The sequence below is a fragment of the Cypionkella sp. genome, from assembly GCF_034376685.1.
In the GTDB taxonomy this organism is placed as follows: Bacteria; Pseudomonadota; Alphaproteobacteria; order Rhodobacterales; family Rhodobacteraceae; genus Cypionkella.
On sequence record NZ_JAXMJJ010000015.1, the window covers coordinates 1 to 17,009 of the forward strand.

Annotated in this window: 15 protein-coding genes and 1 pseudogene; 6 read left to right on the forward strand and 10 right to left on the reverse strand. The window is 62.2% G+C overall.

The genetic code is table 11. The features are described from left to right. Positions 1-20 precede the first annotated feature (20 nt). Positions 21-899 (forward strand): ABC transporter permease, encoded by an 879-nt coding sequence (locus U1A24_RS03535; protein ID WP_322320646.1) that lies wholly within the window; start codon positions 21-23, stop codon positions 897-899. 100 nt (positions 900-999) lie between these two features. Here U1A24_RS03535 and U1A24_RS03540 read toward each other — a convergent pair whose 3' ends face one another. From U1A24_RS03540 to U1A24_RS03575, 8 genes are all read right to left on the reverse strand, one after another. Continuing rightward, the gene (locus U1A24_RS03540) at positions 1,000-2,367 is read right to left on the reverse strand and encodes an aspartate aminotransferase family protein (protein WP_322320609.1); all 1,368 of its coding nucleotides are present in this window, start codon (positions 2,365-2,367) and stop codon (positions 1,000-1,002) included. A 60-nt stretch (positions 2,368-2,427) separates the two neighbouring features. After that, positions 2,428-3,417, reverse strand: coding sequence for a phosphotransferase enzyme family protein (locus U1A24_RS03545; RefSeq protein WP_322320610.1), 990 nt, complete (start codon positions 3,415-3,417; stop codon positions 2,428-2,430). 206 nt (positions 3,418-3,623) lie between these two features. Continuing rightward, entirely contained in the window at positions 3,624-4,292 is a 669-nt protein-coding gene (locus U1A24_RS03550) for a haloacid dehalogenase type II (protein WP_322320611.1), read from the reverse strand. 390 nt (positions 4,293-4,682) lie between these two features. Continuing rightward, the gene (locus U1A24_RS03555) at positions 4,683-6,008 is read right to left on the reverse strand and encodes an FAD-binding oxidoreductase (protein ID WP_322320612.1); all 1,326 of its coding nucleotides are present in this window, start codon (positions 6,006-6,008) and stop codon (positions 4,683-4,685) included. A 168-nt stretch (positions 6,009-6,176) separates the two neighbouring features. Next, a complete protein-coding gene (locus U1A24_RS03560; protein ID WP_322320613.1) occupies positions 6,177-6,530 on the reverse strand; it encodes a cupin domain-containing protein in 354 nt (117 codons plus the stop codon). A gap of 101 nt (positions 6,531-6,631) precedes the next feature. Beyond that, positions 6,632-7,342: a hypothetical protein gene (locus U1A24_RS03565; protein ID WP_322320614.1), complete on the reverse strand. Its 711-nt coding sequence runs from the start codon at positions 7,340-7,342 to the stop codon at positions 6,632-6,634. Beyond that, positions 7,339-8,346, reverse strand: coding sequence for a 4-hydroxythreonine-4-phosphate dehydrogenase PdxA (pdxA, locus tag U1A24_RS03570; protein ID WP_322320615.1), 1,008 nt, complete (start codon positions 8,344-8,346; stop codon positions 7,339-7,341). The genes U1A24_RS03565 and pdxA overlap by 4 nt, the downstream gene beginning before the upstream one ends. Beyond that, the gene (locus tag U1A24_RS03575; protein WP_322320616.1) at positions 8,339-9,490 is read right to left on the reverse strand and encodes a four-carbon acid sugar kinase family protein; all 1,152 of its coding nucleotides are present in this window, start codon (positions 9,488-9,490) and stop codon (positions 8,339-8,341) included. Before U1A24_RS03575 ends, pdxA begins: the two co-directional genes overlap by 8 nt. Before the next feature lie 75 nt (positions 9,491-9,565). On the opposite strand from U1A24_RS03575, the gene U1A24_RS03580 reads away from it, so the two are divergent. The 5 genes and pseudogenes from U1A24_RS03580 to U1A24_RS03600 all read left to right on the forward strand — a co-directional run. Then, positions 9,566-10,444 carry a LysR family transcriptional regulator gene (locus U1A24_RS03580; RefSeq protein WP_322320617.1) on the forward strand — a complete coding sequence of 293 codons (879 nt, stop codon included), beginning with the start codon at positions 9,566-9,568 and terminating at the stop codon, positions 10,442-10,444. A gap of 534 nt (positions 10,445-10,978) precedes the next feature. After that, positions 10,979-12,289 (forward strand): FAD-dependent oxidoreductase, encoded by a 1,311-nt coding sequence (locus tag U1A24_RS03585; RefSeq protein WP_322320618.1) that lies wholly within the window; start codon positions 10,979-10,981, stop codon positions 12,287-12,289. A 70-nt stretch (positions 12,290-12,359) separates the two neighbouring features. Beyond that, positions 12,360-13,787 carry a threonine synthase gene (gene thrC / locus U1A24_RS03590; RefSeq protein WP_322320619.1) on the forward strand — a complete coding sequence of 476 codons (1,428 nt, stop codon included), beginning with the start codon at positions 12,360-12,362 and terminating at the stop codon, positions 13,785-13,787. A 7-nt stretch (positions 13,788-13,794) separates the two neighbouring features. Then, positions 13,795-14,745 (forward strand): homoserine kinase, encoded by a 951-nt coding sequence (locus U1A24_RS03595; protein WP_322320620.1) that lies wholly within the window; start codon positions 13,795-13,797, stop codon positions 14,743-14,745. Further along, positions 14,744-14,872, forward strand: a pseudogene (locus tag U1A24_RS03600) (integrase core domain-containing protein); the annotation flags it as partial. The gene U1A24_RS03595 and the pseudogene U1A24_RS03600, both read left to right, overlap by 2 nt. Before the next feature lie 114 nt (positions 14,873-14,986). Here U1A24_RS03600 and U1A24_RS03605 read toward each other — a convergent pair. Both U1A24_RS03605 and U1A24_RS03610 read right to left on the reverse strand, forming a co-directional pair. Beyond that, positions 14,987-15,190, reverse strand: coding sequence for an IS1096 element passenger TnpR family protein (locus U1A24_RS03605; protein ID WP_322320647.1), 204 nt, complete (start codon positions 15,188-15,190; stop codon positions 14,987-14,989). 74 nt (positions 15,191-15,264) lie between these two features. Continuing rightward, the gene (locus U1A24_RS03610; RefSeq protein ID WP_322320621.1) at positions 15,265-16,782 is read right to left on the reverse strand and encodes a calcium-binding protein; all 1,518 of its coding nucleotides are present in this window, start codon (positions 16,780-16,782) and stop codon (positions 15,265-15,267) included. Positions 16,783-17,009: the final 227 nt, after the last annotated feature.

Genomic DNA, 17,009 nt, shown 5'->3' on the forward strand with positions numbered 1-17,009 from the left:
CGCAACAGGAGCCCAACGCCATGACCACCCTCACCCTAAATCAGGCTCCGCTGCGTTGGTGGCAGAGCCGCGTGATGCGCCGCTTTATGAGCCACCGGCTGGCGCTGCTCGGGCTCGTGATGATCAGCGCGCTGACGCTGATCTGCATCATCGGACCCTGGCTGCTGCCTTATGACTCACTTTATATCGACCTGCGCGCCCGCTTTGCGCCGCCGATGAGCGGCCAGCATTACCTTGGCACCGATCCGCTTGGCCGCGACATCGCGGCGCGGCTGTTCATGGCCGGGCGCATCTCTCTGCTGGTCGGTTTCATCGCCATGGTGCTGGCAACGCTGGTCGGCACGCTGATCGGCGTGGTTGCAGGTTATCGTGGCGGCTGGATCAGCGCGGTTCTGATGCGGACCGTGGATGGTTTCCTGTCCTATCCGTCGATCTTCCTGCTGCTGGCGCTGTCGGCCGCGCTGAAGCCAAGCCCGTTGATGATCACCGTGATCATTGCTGTCACTGGCTGGATGGAGGTGGCGCGGATCGTCGAGGCAGAAGTGCGTTCCCTGAAAGAACGCGAATTCGTTCTCGCTGGCCGTATGCTGGGGCTCAGCCGGGCGCATATCATGTTCCGCGAGATCCTGCCCAACGTCACGGGCCCGATCATCGTCGCCGCCACCCTGACCGTGGCCCGCGCCATCCTGCTGGAGGCTTATGTCAGCTTCCTTGGCTTCGGTATCCAGCCGCCACTGCCCAGCTGGGGCAACATGCTGAACGGCGCGCAGCAGTATCTTGCATCGGCCCCGTGGCTAGCGATCATCCCCGGCATCGTCATCACCATCGCCGTTTCCAGCTTCAATTTCATCGGTGACGGGCTGCGCGATGCGCTGGATGTGCGCAACGACACGATCTGACGGCGGGGCAGACAGGTTTCACGAGTTTAACAGATTTGGGCCGCGCTTTCCGTGTTGGAAAGCGCGGCCCAAGGCATTTGAGGCGGGGCTGTCAGGGCGCTTAGGGCTGCCGCGTACGGGTCACCCACCCACCCGCGGCCCTGGCGCCCACCGTGGTCAGCGCCCGCTTTACAGCGGTGACAAAGGCGTCAACATGTTCGGCCTGACAGATCAACGGCGGGCGCACTTTCAGCGCATCCTCGTTGGCTCCGGTGGTGCTGACCAGAACGCCGTCGTCGCGCAGGGCATTCACCACGTCCAGCGCCATCGCGCGCCGGCCTGCCGGGTCCATCCCGTCACGCCCCATCTGGACGCCAAAAAACAGGCCGGCATTGCGGATCGCCTGAATTCCAGATTGCTGCCGCGCCACATCCTCCAGCCCGGCCCGCAGACGCAGGCCCATGGCCAGCGCGTTCTGCGCAATCTTGTCGCGTTGCAGGATGGTCAGCACGGCATCTGCCGTCGCAATGCCAATCGTGTTTCCCGCAAAGGTGTTGGAATAGCGGGCGGTGTTGCCAAAGCGGTCCATCGGCGCATGGCGACCAACCACCGCGCCAATGGGAAAGCCGTTGCCCATCGGCTTGCCAAGCGTCACCAGATCCGGCACGACGCCGTGCCGCTCAAAACCCCACATATGGCTGCCGGTGCGTCCGAACCCCGGCTGCACCTCGTCGGCGATCAGCAGACCTCCCGCTTCGCGCACCGCATCCACACCGCCTGCGATGAATCCGGGCGGGTCCACCCAGACGCCATCGCTGGAAAAGATGGTGTCGATCAGCAAGGCCGCCACGCCGATACCGCGACGTTTCAGGTCCACGATAGCGGCGCGAACCTGCGCCTCAAAGAACGCGGCGGCCTCAGCTTGTGGTACTCCCGCCGGGCCAGGCAACGCGATCATGCGCACATTCGGGCTGAGCATGACCGCGTCGCCAAGGTTCGGCGACACTGCGGCAACCGCAGCACTGGTGCCATGATAGGCATGTCCCGACACGATCACACCCTCGTTGCCACTGGCAAAGCGGGCGATGCGCAGGGCCAGATCGTTGGATTCGCTGCCGGTGCAGGTGAAAACCACCCGGTTGATTTCGCTGGGGAAGGTGGCGACCAGCCGCTCGGCATAATCGACCAACCGGGGCTCCAAATAGCGGGTGTTGGCGCTGATCCGGCCCGCCTGATCCGCCATGGCCGCGTTCACTTCGGGGTGGCAATGACCCAGCGAGGGCACGTTGTTGTAGAAATCCAGATAGGGTCGCCCGTCAGGATCATAAAGCCACATCCCCTCGCCCCGGATGAAATGCACCGGGCGGCGATATTGCAGCCGGTAGGACGCGCCCAGAACATTGTCACGCCGGGCGATCAGCGCCTCCTCACGTGGGGAAAGCGTGGCTTCGCCGGGCCGGTAACGGTTGGGCATAAGGTCTGTGGACATGTGCTTGCGCCTGTTTGGAAGGGTGTCTTGATGGGGTGGCGGATCTGCCGTTCGGTGATGTCAGGTGTGGCGCGACAGTGCTGCCTGAACTGCCGCCTCGCCAGAAACGGCCGTCAGGGCCGACAGGATGGCAAGGCCATGCTCGGCCCGCGCGACGTTCTTCTTGATATACTGGGCCTCGGACGGAAACAGGTGGGCACGCCAGTAATTGATCAGGATCAGCGCGCTTTGCCGTGCCCGCATCAGGCCGACGAGCAGTCGTGCCTCCAGTGCCGACAAGGGACTGACCGAGGCATAGCCGGAAATCAGATGTTCGGCCCCGCCAAGGGCAAGGCCAGGGTCCTGGACGACATGACTTGCCGCAATCGCCAGATCCTGAAGGCGCGGACTTTGGCAGCCATCGCCAAAGTCGATGAAGCCAAGGCCGTGATCCGTGGCCATCATGTTGAACGGGCTGGGATCGTTATGGGTGACCTGCCATTCCAGATCGCAGATCTGTGGTTCGATCGTTTCCACATAGTCGCGCATCGCATTGGCGACCTGTGTGGCAATCGGCCCGGCGGGCAGATGCGGCGCATATTCCATCAAGCGCGGCCAGCAGCCGATGTGCCAAAGGATCGGGCGGGTGGTCGCGGGCAGGGGCAGCGGTTCCAGCGCAAGGTCCAGCCGGGCCAACGCGGTGCCGGTTTGGTACAGCAGATCGGGCGTCGGCTGCGCCTGATGCAGCGCAGTGCCGTCCAGACGGGTTTGCAGATAGCCACAAATGCCGGGTTCCGCGAAGATCAGATCGCCGCCCAAAGTCGGCAGTGCCGCAGGGGCAACAAAGCCCGCCGCTCCCTGCAAACCGGCAATTGCGGCGGCCTGAAAGCGAAAACTGTCCAGCGCCTCGGGTCTGGCCGATGTTTTCAGGATCAGGCGGCGGCCATCCGCAAGGTCAACCGCAACCGTGCGCTCAACCTCAGAGGACAGGGTCGCCAAAGCTCCGGTCAGGCCATAATGGCGGTGCAGAAGGTCTGCCGAGTTATCCGGCTCTGTAACACCGACCTGCATGGCAAGGATTGCGGAAGCGGCCCGGAAATAAGCTTCGGTCGATACAACGGCTGCGGGTTGCGGGCCATGGCCCCCGGTTCCCCCAACGTCCGGAACCGTGCGGGCATTCAATTCGAACAATCCTCGTGCTACAGGAATTTGCTGTCTGTCGTTCAGAATGATGCGGCGCCCCGGCTACGGGACGCCCCAGTCTTTGCAGAGCCGGATCAGATGCCGAACACGCCGGGCAGATGCGATATGTCGGGGATTTCGGTGTATTCATAGAACGGGTTGGCGGGTTCATGGCCGCGGTTGACCCAGACCTTGCTTTTGATCCCCAGATCATAGGCCGACATCAGATCGTGCCGGAAAGACGACGACACATGGGTGATGTCCTCCGGGCCGCATCCCAGCGTGTCGAACATGTACTCAAACGCCTTGAAATGCGGCTTGTAGGCACCGGCCTCTTCGGCGGTCAGCACGGCATGGAATGGCGCACCGAGCTTGGCGATGTTCGACGGAATCTGCACCTTCATCGAGTTGGTGATGGTGACCAGAGGAATTTCCTTGGCTAGTTTCGCCAGCCCCGCCGGAACATCGGCATGCGGTCCCCATGTCGGGATGCGGTTGTAGATCATCAGCGCGTCTTCGGTGCGGAAGGCCACGCCGTTGCGGCGGCAGCTGCGTTCCAGCGCATTGTGGACGACATCGGCATAGGGCTTCCAGTCCTGCATCACCTCATCAAAGCGGTAGCCCTGAAAGTTGCGGATGAATTCCTCCATGCGCGGCGCGTCCAGAAGATGGGCGTAAAGATCCCGGGCGGCATCCGCCATCTGGAAGTTGATCAGCGTGCCGTGGGTGTCGAACGTCACGTATTTAGGGCGGAAGTGGTCCATGTGTGTGGTTCCTGTCAAGTTGACCTGTCAGACAAGAATAGGCGCAGACCCTTGGCAGAATGTGCCGCAATGCCGAAACGTGCAGCACAAGCCCCTCCAGTTGGCCGCCAAACCGGCACGGGCTTTTGCAGGCGGTTTGTGGGAAGTCCGGGCTGGCAGCGCCCGCCCACAGCCAAAGCGAGCGGGAACTGGGATTGACCACAACTGGATCGCGCTGTTGCAGGTTTGCGACATGTTTTAGGATCAGCGGGCGCGACCTGGCCCCGCGAAGCGCGGGGAACAGCCTGACGGTTGCCTACAGCTCCCTGGTCGCAGGTACCACTTGGTACCGCGTGCCCATGCGCTGCGGGAACTGGGCAGGCAACCTCAGGAATGAAAGTCGATCTGGCCTCAGAAGTCGCCAACCTGAATTTTCGACCGATCAGAAAACCGCGACAGGCGGTAGGGGGTCGGATCGGCACAGGTCGCGCCGCCTGCGACCAGATCCGCCGCCAGATGGCCAAAGCCGGGACCCGTGCCAAAGCCGTGACCGGAACAGCCGGCGGCGATAAACACACCGCCGATACTATCCACTGGCGAGATAACCGGCACCGAATCCGGTGTCGAATCTATATACCCACCCCAGGTGGACACTACGCCGGCATCGGCAACGGTTGGGAACCGGGTCTGCAGCCGGGACATGATGGTGGCCAGCGTCCGTTGGTTCGGCGCGGGATCGAGGACACGGAATTGCTCGAAAGGGGTCGGCTTGTCGAATTGCCAGCGCCGCATCGAATCCGGGCCCTCAAAGAACGAACGGCTGATGCCGACCTCTACCGCTGTCAGCCGTTTCATGAACATCGGCAGAAACGGCTTGGCATGGCGGATGGCCTGCGGGGTAATCTCAAGCGTTGCCCGAGCACTGATAGCGATCGTGTAGCCGCCGTCGAGACGGCGCGTCATGGCGAAGTCGGATGTAAAGACCGCCTCACCGAAATCCGGGGCAGGCGCGGTCCGCAACGAGGTCTGCCGGACGTTGGCCAGAGGAACCGATACCGCATGCATGCGCATGAAGGCCGATGCCCAGGCCCCGGCAGCGCAAAGCACCGCACTGGTCCGGATCAGGCCCTTTTCGGTGATGACGCCAGTGACGCGACCATTGGTGATGTCGAGGCCGCGGGCTGCGCAGTTCTGATGGATGGTCGCGCCATGCTTGCGCGCGCCTTCGGCAATCCGTGGCGCAGCGAGCGCCGGCTCGGCCTTGCCATCATTGGCCGCATGGACCCCACCCACCCATTTGCGCCCGCCCGCCGTCGGGACGGCGGCAGCGGTCTCGTCGGCGTTCATCATCCGCGTGGGGACGTCGAACTGTCGGGCCACCGGACGCCAATTGTCCCATTCGGCAAGCTGCTTGGGATTGGTGGTGGCATAGGTGAGCCCGCAGCGGCGAAAGCCCAGATCCTGGCCGATCTCGGCGGTCATATCGTCCCACAGGCGCATCGCTAGGTTGGCGACCGGCATCTCGCGGGCGTCGCGGTTCTGCCTCCGGCACCAGCCCCAGTTCCGGCTGGATTGCTCGCAGCCGACATAGCCCTTTTCCACCAGCGCGACCGACAGACCGCGCCGCGCCAGGAAATAGGCAGCGCTGGCGCCGATGATGCCACCGCCGATCACCACGACATCGGCCGATTTGGGGAGTGTTTCGTCACTGGTGATGTGGTGGATCAGGGGGGACATGGGGCCTCGGCAATCAATGAGAGGTTTCAGTATCGGTAACCGGCGCCGCAGATTGCACCGATTACTTTTTGGATTTCGGCATGATGAACTGCGTTTCGCTGCCCTACGATGCCGGTATGCGTTCTCTCCCGAACCCGCTGTAGGTGAGGCCAGAACTGTGGTGCGTGTTCAGGTGACGGTGACGTAGATCTTGCGGACCGTCTCGATTGTCTTCCAGATGCCAACCCAACCCGGTTTCAGTACGAAACTGTCACCTGCCACATAGGTCACCGGTTCGCCGCCTTTTGGGGTCAGTTCGATGTTTCCTGCCAAAAGATAGCAGAATTCGTAGATATCGGCCTTGATGGAATGTGTCACGCCGGCGGTTGCTTCCCAGACGCCAGTGTTGATGCGCCCATCCATGTCGGCATCCTGCGGCCAGCTCTTGAATTGCGGATCGCCCGAAATCAGCCGCTCTGGTAGCGCTGAGGATTTCTTCGGTGCGAAGGACGGGTTCTGTTCGATGGTCTTGAGAAAAGACATGATTGGTTCCTTCATGGCGAGATGTGAGACAAGAGGGGAAGCGGCTTTGGAACCGCTGAATCCAATGCCCGAGAAAGCAAAGACTTGCGCGTCGCTGTGGGTCAGGATCGCGCCCCGCAGACGAGGCTTTTGTGCTGTTCGTCGATGCAGGCAGCAATCGCTTGCAGCTGGCACTCCAGCGCCGCCCCCTCGGCCGGGAACTTCCCGTCCAGCGCGGATGTGCCGATGGTGAAGCCCGCGGCACCGCTGCGGCGGATCGTGTCGATCTGGTCAGGGCGGTCTACCGAACCGGCGACGATCACCGGCTTAGGGACCGCGCGGCACACCGCGTCGATCAGGGCCGGGACATTGACTGTCGAGCGGTAGGCAAGAAGGTCAAGCCCGGCGACACCGGGATGGCGAGCCAATGCCACGGCGCTGGCGACGATCTCGGCCTGCGAGCCGGCGAGGATGCTCGGATGTCCATGGATATGGCCGGGGAAGGGATAATAGCGGATCGAAGTTCCTTGCAACAGCGGCAGCACATCCTCGGCATGGGTGCCGCCAAGCAGGTAATCCACGCCAAGCCCGACCGCCGCCTTGACCGAGCGGATTTCGCTGTCGCGGTCCAGCGAGACCACTTCCAGATAGGTGCTGCCGCCGCCTTCGCGGATTTGCCGGGCAAGACCGGTTAACTCTTCGAAGGGCAGGCCGATGTCCTTGAAGCCGATATGGCGGATGCCGGCCTTGAGCGCGGTTGCGGCATGGATGGCGGCATCGGCGACGGTGCGGTCGTTGCGCGTAAGCATGAAGATGAAATCGAACTGTGTCATGGCGTTGCGGCTTTCTGCTGGGGGAGGGCGGCTTTCAGCCGGAGGGCATAGTCGAAGGCGATCTCTATGCTGGAGGGATCAGCCCTGCCGGTTCCGGCAATGTCGAAGGCGGTGCCGTGGTCAGGGCTGGTGCGCACGAAAGGCAGGCCAAGCGTGACATTCACGCCATGGTCGAGGCCCATGTATTTCACGGGGATCAGCCCCTGATCGTGATATTGCGCGACCACGATGTCGAAGCGGCCCTCACGCGCCTGCATGAACACGGTGTCACCGGGCCAGGGTCCAGACGCGTCGATCCCCTCGGCACGGGCAGCTTCAATCGCCGGGCGGATGATTTGTATCTCTTCATCGCCGAACAGCCCGCCTTCGCCGGCATGCGGGTTGAGCCCCGCAACGGCAACCCGAGGCCGGGCGATGCCGAGCGCCTTCGCCCCCGCATCGGCCAGCCGGATCGCGTCCATCTGCGCCGCGAAATCGCCGCGCCGGATCGCCTCGACCAGCGAGCAGTGGATGGTGACGAGGACCGTGCGGATTTCGTTATTCGCCAGCATCATCGCCACCTTGGTCGCGCCACCGTGGTCGGCCAAAATCTCGGTATGGCCGGGATAGTGCAGACCAGCGGCAGAAAGTGCTTCCTTGTGGATCGGCGCAGTGACGATGCCGCCGATGAGGCCGTCGCGCGCCAGCCGGATCGCGGCAACGATGGCATCATAGGCCGCCCGACCACTGATCGCAGAAACCTGACCGATGGGCGGCGGGCTGGTTAATTGCGAGGAGGCCAGCACATTCAGGCTGTTATCCGTGAAACGCGCCTCGTCGAGCGTGGAAATCCTGCGGACCTGAATCCCAGTATCAAGTGTGGCTGCGGCCTGTTCCATCACCAGGGGATCACCTACGACGATCCATCGCCGCTTGTCGGGACGGCGCTGATACATCTTGACGATGATCTCGGGCCCGATGCCCGAAGGGTCGCCCATCGTCACGGCGAGGGGATGTTCAGTCATTGGTCAGGGCCTTTCGTGAAATAGTGCCGCCCGACAGTGCGCGCGCGGCATTCAGCAGGGTCGCGGGCGTGCCAAAGCCACCCGCCTTCATCGCGATGGTCAGCAAGGTTCCGTCCATCTGTTCGGCGCGGCCAACCGGGAAGCCAGGCTCCATCTCACCGGCCAGGGTGAAACGGCGAATACCAAGCCGGTCGAGGATCGCCGCCATGGTCTCGCCACCTGTTGCGATCACCACGTCGTAGTCACGCCGGGCAAGGGCGGTGGCGGCCTGGGTGACAAGGTGGACCAGAACTGCAGCGGCATTCTGCCTTTCCGGCGGGGCGCGCAGGCACAGCACCGGCGCATCGCCGGGCGCCTCGGTAAGGTCGGTCACGACCCGCACCCCCTGCGCCTGCAGGGCATCGCATTGGCCATGCGCCACGGGGTTGGCGCTGCCGGCGACGATCAGCACGCGACATGCAATTTCGTCTTTTGTCGGCTGTCCCTTGGGCGCAGTGGCGACCAACGTGGCAAGCGCGATGGCCAGACCGGGGGAGCCGACCCAGAGAACGGTCTCAGGATCGGGGATACGCCTGACCTGCCAATTCAACGCTGATTGGCTGTCGGCATCAAGGATCAGCACAGGCGCGGTTACGTCGGAACCGACCTGGGAGAGGATCACCGGTTGCCCCAAAGACGGGTCAACCAGATCAGCGATGCGCGAGGTCAGCGCCGGATGCACCGGATCGCGCCCATACACACTGTCGCTGACGGGAACGCCGTTCACGTGCTGAATACCGCCGACGGTCAGCCGCCCTGCCTCGGGAAAGGCCGGGGCGATGACCAGCCGGGTGCGGCGGCTGGCGCGAAAGGCGGCGACGATCTCGGCGCGGACATGCCCGCGCAGTGTCGAGTCGATGGTCTTGAACAACAAACGGGCCTCGGCCAGCGCGGCGACCGCCGCCGCAGTTGCCATTTCCGCCATCTCGGTGGTCGAAGCGCGACTATGGGTGTCAATCGCGACCACGGCCCGCCGTTCAACCCCGCCGGTATCGCGGGCGATCAGTGGGGCATGGCCTTTCGCCAGAAAGGGCGCCGCACCATCGGTGGCGCTGGTCAGGTCATCGGCGATGATTCCGACGAGGAAGGGAGTGTTGTTGTCCACGTTGGTGATATTATCAGAACGGTCGGAAATGATTAGTCATATGAACTGACAGGTAATGGTGATACAGGATCACCAATGAAGAGATCTGACATCCCGTATCTAGATGATCTGCGCGCCTTTGAAACAGTGGCCCGCCTCGGCTCGGTGCGGGCTGCGGCTGGCGAACTAGCCCTGACCCATGGCGCGGTCAGTCGGCGGGTCACCAAACTTGCTGCCGATCTGAACCTGCGCTTGCTTGAAGTCGAGGGGCGCGGACTGCGCCTGACGCCCGACGGCGCAGTTCTGGCCGCTGCGACAGGCAAGGCATTCGGCCTGATTACAGGCGCCCTGGCCGACATCAGATCAGCCTCGACCCCGGTGCCGATCATCCTGTCTTGCGAACGATCTTTGGCGATGCGCTGGCTGATCCCCCGGCTGTCAGGGTTTCAGGACCGATACCCAGATGTAGAGGTGCACCTGTCGACCGGCGGCGGGGCGTTCGACTTTGCGCGTGACCGCGTGACCTTAGCCATCCGCCGTCTCGATTTTCCGGTCGACCCGGCTTGGACTGTCATCAGGCTGATGCCAGAGCGTGTCGGCCCGGTGATGGTGCCCGGCCTTTGCGAACGATTTGCGGCGGGCGACTATGTGGCGCTTGGCTCGCGCACCCGGCCCGGCGCCTGGGAGGGCTGGCTGAACACGCACCCACAGGCGCAAAGGCCGCGCAGCATCCGCCTGCTCGACCACCACTTCCTGATGACGGAAGCAGCCCTTGGTGGCCTCGGCGTCGCCCTTGCGCCGCAGGCCATCACGGCTGACGACGTGGCGAATGGACGGCTGGAAAGTCCCTTCGGCTTTGACCCGGACGGAACCGATTATGGGCTAATTCATCCCAAGGCCGGGATCGCGTCTGCCCATCTCGCGGCCTTGCGCGACTGGATCATCGCGCAGTCGGAAGTTCTTCAGACCGGGTGATATCCGGTGTCGACCGGTGCAAAAGCGCCTGTTCTGCCGTCAGCTGTCGGTCGAAGTCGATCCGAGTCGCGGCGGGCGCAAGCCCGGCCTTGCCAACATTGACCACATGTACTCCCCCACTGATTTGCGCCCCCGCCGCCGGAACTGCGCACCGGTCTCCTCGGGTCGCTGCGCTGCGTCCCGAAGTCGATAGCCGGATCGAAAGGTCAGCCGCAACTTCGCCACTGAAGGCCTGCGTTTGCGGAATCCTTGGGGCGGCACTGGCCCCAACCGCTTGATGAGCACCCCACCGGCCTCAACAAAGCGGTGGAGTGCGGGGTCGTAGTAAGAGGGGGACCAAGCTCGGCTAGGGTGGGCGATCTGCCGATAACAGGACGAAATGCCAATTGTGGAAGGCAGTTCAGAATATACTGCGCGCCTTACGCGCCAACTCAGGCTCTTTTGCCGGTGCAGAGCCGTCACATTGAGTGCATGGGTTAAGGTAGTACTTCCAGTGCCTCTGCCGCTCATCTGATCGCAAAGGAAGGTTCGCTCGTGAACGCCGCCAAGGTTGCAGAAAAGAATACGCCGTACTGGTGGGAAGCAGCGCCCGTCAAACCGCTGCCGAAGCGACCGCTGGCCAAGACACTGGATGTGGCGATTATCGGCGCAGGCTATGCCGGTCTCTCGGCCGGGCTGGCGCTTGCGCGCGAGGGACGTTCGGTGGCCGCCTTCGATGCGATGAACCCCGGCGAAGGTGCCTCATCGCGCAATGGCGGTGTCACCAGCGGCACGATCCGCCCGGACTATGCGACCATCACGCGGCGTTTTGGCGAAGCGAAGGCGATGGCGATTGAGGCCGAAGGCAAGATCGCCCGCGAGTTTCTGTATGATTTTATCAGGACGGAAGGGCTCGACTGCGACTTCCGACTGGTTGGCTCGTTTAAGGGAGCCCTTGGCTACAATCAATACGAGACGATGGCTCGCAACGCCGAAACGCTGGTGAAGCGGCTTGGGATTGACGCCTATGCCGTTCCGTACGCCGAGCAGCACAACTTCATTGGCACCGATTTCTACCGCGGTGGCGCGGTACGGACGGACATCGGCGGGTTGCACCCGGCCAAGTTCCACGCCGAACTGCTACGGGTTGCACTGGCCGCAGGTGTGACGGTGCATTCTCACACACCCGTTACTAATATCGAAAAGGACGGCGACGGGTTTCGCGTCACGACATCGGCCGGAACGGTAAGGGCGCGGCAGGTGCTGGTCTGCACCAACGGCTATACCGATGGTGCCAATCCCTACCTGCGCCGCCGACTGGTGCCGGTTCGCGCCCGGATCATCGCCACGGAACCGCTCCCGCCCGAGGTGATGGCGCGACTGATGCCGAAGCGGATGACGATAGGTGAGAACCGCCAGTTGGGCTTCTACTATCGCCCTACGCCGGACGGCAGCCGTATTTTGCTCGGGGGCCGCGACAGTTCGCGCGTGGGCGACCCGGCCGAGCCGACCTTGCGTCTACTCAGCGGGCTGGCCGAGATCTTCCCGGAACTGGCAAAGGTTGGCCTGTCGCACAGCTGGTACGGCAATGTGGCGATGAACCGCGACATGATCCCCCGCATCTTCGAGAAAGATGGCGTGGTCTATGCCACCGGCTTCTGCGGCTCGGGCGTGGTCTGGGCCCCCTGGGTCGGCATGCGGGCGGCGCACAAGTTGCTCGGCCATGCTGAACAGGCCCGCTCGGCATTCGATTTCCGCCCTCCGGCGGCGGTGCCATTCTATAACGGCAACCCCTGGTTCATGCCGGCGGTGATCAAGGGTTATGGCCTGCAGGACAAGATCGCCTGGTGGAAGACCCGCCGCTGATGACCAGAGCCGATTGTCCGCACACCAAGCGGCACTGCTGAACGATTGCAGCCACAAGGAAGCGAAGCCAATGCATTACCTCTCGACCCGCGGCCATCCAGAACGCAGAAAATTCTGCGATATCCTGCTGGAAGGTCTGGCGCCGGATGGCGGTCTTTATATGCCAGAATCCTACCCGCAGGTGGATGCCTCCAAGCTTAAAAGCTGGCGGGGTCTGGCCTATCCCGACCTCGCCTTCGAGATCCTTTCGCTTTTCATCGACGACATTCCCTCCGCTGACCTGAAGACTATCTGCGCGAAAAGCTACACGGCTGAGGTCTTCGGCACCGCTCAAATTGTACCGGTGCGCGTGCTTGAACCGGGTCTCCACATCGCGGAACTGTCAAACGGCCCGACGCTGGCGTTCAAGGACATGGCCATGCAGTTGCTCGGCAATCTACTGGAATATGAGCTGGCGCGGCGCGGCGAAGAGCTGAACATCCTCGGCGCCACCAGTGGCGATACCGGCAGTGCTGCGGAATATGCCATGCGCGGCAAAAAGGGCATCCGCGTCTTCATGATGTCGCCGCACGGGCGCATGAGCGCGTTTCAACAGGCGCAGATGTTCAGCCTGCAGGATGAAAACATCCACAACATTGCGATCGAGGGCGTGTTCGACGATTGCCAGGATATCGTAAAAGCGGTTTCGGGAGATCTGGCATTCAAGGGGCGCTATCGGATTGGTGCCGTCAATTCGATCAACTGGGCGCGGATTGTCGCGCAGGTCGTGTATTATTTCGCGGCCTATCTGCAGGTCAACGCAGAGACAACTACGGCGGTCGATGTCACCGTTCCATCGGGAAATTTCGGCAATGTCTGCGCCGGCCATGTTGCGCGCATGATGGGGCTGCCAATTGCCCGTCTTGTGGTTGCAACCAACGAGAACGACGTGCTGAACGAGTTTTTCTGCACGGGGTTGTACCGTGTCCGGGGACGGGCCGACACACATGAAACCTCTAGCCCGTCAATGGACATATCGAAAGCCTCGAACCTCGAGCGTTTCGTGTTCGATCTGGTTGGCCGCGATACAGAACGCACAAAGGCGCTGTTTGACGATCATTTGCGAAACACCGGATACTTCGATCTTGGCGGCGAACCCGCCTTCGCGCAAGCTGCAGACCGTTTCGGTTTCCGCAGCGGCAAGAGTACCCACGCCGACCGGCTGGCGACAATCCGCGACACTTGGCAGCGTTTCGGCACGGTGATTGATCCCCATACCGCGGATGGCCTGAAGGTGGCGCGCGAGCATGCCGATCCAAAGGTGCCAATGTTGGTTCTTGAGACCGCCCTGCCGATCAAGTTTGCTGAGACCATAAAAGAGGCTCTGGGCCGCGAGCCTGATCGTCCGCAGCGGTTCGAAGGCATCGAAGACCGCCCTAGACGGGTCGCCGTGCTGCCCGTCGATAAGCAGGCCGTCAAGGCCTATGTCGCCGAACGCCTTTTGTTCGCAGACCGCTGAAATCGCCATGGCCGTCTATACCGAGGTCTCCTTCGACGAGGTCGCAGCCTTCATTCAGGCGCTGGATTTGGGGCACCTGCATTCCGTTCGCGGTATCGCGTCCGGAATCGAGAACACCAATTACTTCGTAGATACCGGGGCGGGTGCCTACGTGCTCACACTGTTCGAGCGGCTCACGTTCGGGGAACTGCCGTTCTACCTCCATCTGATGCAGCATCTAGCGGCCCGAAACCTGCCGGTCCCCGATCCGGTGGCCAATCGCAAGGGCGAAATCCTTCACACGCTACAGGGTCGGCCTGCGGCGTTGGTCAATCGGCTAACGGGAGCAAGTGTAGCAACCCCGACTGATGAGCAGTGCCGTTCGGTTGGCGAGTTTCTGGCGCGCATGCATCTCGCCGGACGCGATTATCCGAGACATCAGGTCAATCCGCGCGGCCTTGACTGGTGGTGCGACGTGGTGCCGGTGGTCGGCCCACTGGTGTCGGACGAACAGCGGACACTGCTGGCGAGCGAGCTTGCCTTTCAGCAGGCGCTGACGGGTTCCGAACGCTACGGGCAACTCCCTAAAGGTCCGGTTCATGCCGATCTCTTCCGCGACAACGCGCTGTTTGACGGCGGGCGTCTGACCGGCGTTCTCGATTTCTATTTCGCCGGATGCGACGCACTTCTGTTCGATATTGCCGTGTGTCTCAACGACTGGTGCGTTGATCCAGCCACTGGACGCCCGCAGGATGCCCTGACCGCCGCCTTCCTTGGCGGCTACGAATCCATTCGTAAGCTTTTGTCCTGCGAACGGAGCATGCTTCCTGAAATGCAGCGGGCCGGCGCGTTCCGGTTTTGGTTGTCGCGTCTGTGGGACAAGCATCTTCCGCGGGAGGCCAAGTTGCTCACCGCACACGATCCCGGTCATTTCGAGCGCCTGCTGCGCGGGCTGCGGGAAAGAACAGCAACTTCATGACGATGCGGTCGAAAAGTTGGAGGTTTGGGGTAGATACTATAATGAGGAACGGCCACACGGCGCGATTGGGAACAAAGTCCCGATCGTGCTGACGAAATCGGGGGGTGTCACCGGCCCGTCACCCTGAACGAAGCCGGAAAACTCTGCCTTCGGGCGGTCCAAGGCAGAGCAATGTCGGTAATGGAATCCCGACTCGTGATAATGTCTGGTTATCGGAAGTGGGAGCAAGGACAACGCCGGGTCAGCGGGTCGGCAGCAGCCCCAGATCGGCAATGTCCCGCACTGGAACCCAATACGGATTAGGCCCCATCGCGGTCTGCAAAACGCCATGAAGCTCCCGCAAGGTCGACGACGCAGGCACCAAAACCCGTCGCCAGATCATCGGCGAAATCCCGAGCAACCGAACCTTCAGCTGAATAAGGTCACCAGACGCATCTATGGTCAGACCATGCCATCAATGCCCAAAATCAGCAACTGCGCCACTCTTTGCGGTACTCTCCCCGACGGCCGCCCCCATCCCTAGATGATGAAGATATCCGCCGCCGTCACCGTGGCTGCCGCATGCAGATCGGCGATCATCACCGCTGCACCTGCGTCATTGCCATCGGCATCATACCACAGCGTCCTGTCGTTGGTGCGGAAGATGAACCGGTCATCGGCGTCCTGCGCCAGGTTGTCGGCGCGGGTCCGGAACTGGCTGGCAGCCAGCGCGCCCGCCACCAGCCCGACGCCAAAGCCAGCAGCACTGAACTGGAACCGGTCGTTGTTGCCCACCGCCGAGCTGGAGAAATCCGTGATCACATCGCCGCATTCGGCAATGGTCATGTAACGGAAGGTGTCATTGCCCGAGCCGCCCGTCAGATTGTCCGCCGAGGGGCCGCCGCGCAGAGTATCACCGCCCCCTGCGCCGTTCAGAATGTCATTGCCGCCAAGGCCATAGAGGTAATTCGCCGCAGAATTGCCGCGGATGGTGTCAGCTTCGGTCGACGAGCCATAGATCCACTCAACCTGCGCATAGACATCGCCGACCGCCGCGCCGCCATTGCCGAACGCACCATCCAGCGCGATCACCACGCCCGGCCCATAGCGAAAATCCAGCACATCGGCATTGCCCGCGCCGCCGAAGAAGGTCTCCGCCAGATCCGCATCGCCGCGGAAGAGATCATTGCCCGCGCCGCCCAGAACCTCGCCCGAGACAAAGCCGTCGCGGTTGTCGAAGATGTCGTTGCCCGCACCCAGATCGACATCGCCATCAACCGCCCCGCGCCGGTTATCGAAGGTGTCCGACCCGTCTCCCATCAGCACATCGCCGATCATGTCCCCCCGGTTCGTGAGCTTGTCGATGTTCACGCTGCCAAGATAGCTGGTGACGAGGCCCGAGACCGTGCCGTGGTTTGTCACGGTGATGATGGACTGGCCAGCCGCAGCATCGTTCAGGTGTATGCCCACGCCGAGGGACGAGGTGATTATGCCATGGTTGGTGATGCTGCTGCCGCCCACAAGGTCGCGAAGGTCGATTGCAGCGGTGCGTCCGCTGATCGTTCCGCCAGCAAGGTTTGTGATCATCGTGTTCGGGCCACTGCCGGTATCGACTTCGCCAAACATCTGAACCCCGTAAGCCAAGGTGCCCGAGATCAGTCCGCCGTTCAGGATCACCGAATTGGCGCCGCCGTAGGATTCTATTGCGGTGCCGCCGCTGATCTGCCCGTAGTTCTGGATCTGATTGTTGGCGCCGCTTTCCGCCCGGATTCCAAAGGTAACGGCGCTGACGACACCTGCTTCACCGACGAAGATAGTGTTGTTGTTATAGGAGTTGATACCGCTCAGTGCGCCCCAGTAATCAATTCCTCTGCCGCCCGCGTAGACTTGGCCATAGATCTGCAAATAGCTGTCGTTGAAGGTCAAACTACCGGAGGGGATTGCGCTGAACCCATGTGTAGCGCTGGTCAGCAGCAAACCATTCGGAAGCACGACGGTATCGGTGCTGTCGACGCCATAGAACGTGCCTGGATTGCTGGTCAAAACTTCGAACGGCATGTGCCTTATCCTTTTGAAAGGGAATGTCTGGTTTCGATAAAAACTGTCGCGCAGACATGCCAGCCGCCAAACGACTCGGTCGGACAGGCAGCATCGCCTTCGCTACTGGATCGAATTTAACACCACTCGGTCTCGGGGTCGATTGGCGTGTCAAAGACATCGCAGTGATCAAAGATGCTGACCCTGCTTGCCTGCCGCGCGGGATGTGGATGGTGAGCTACTCCCCG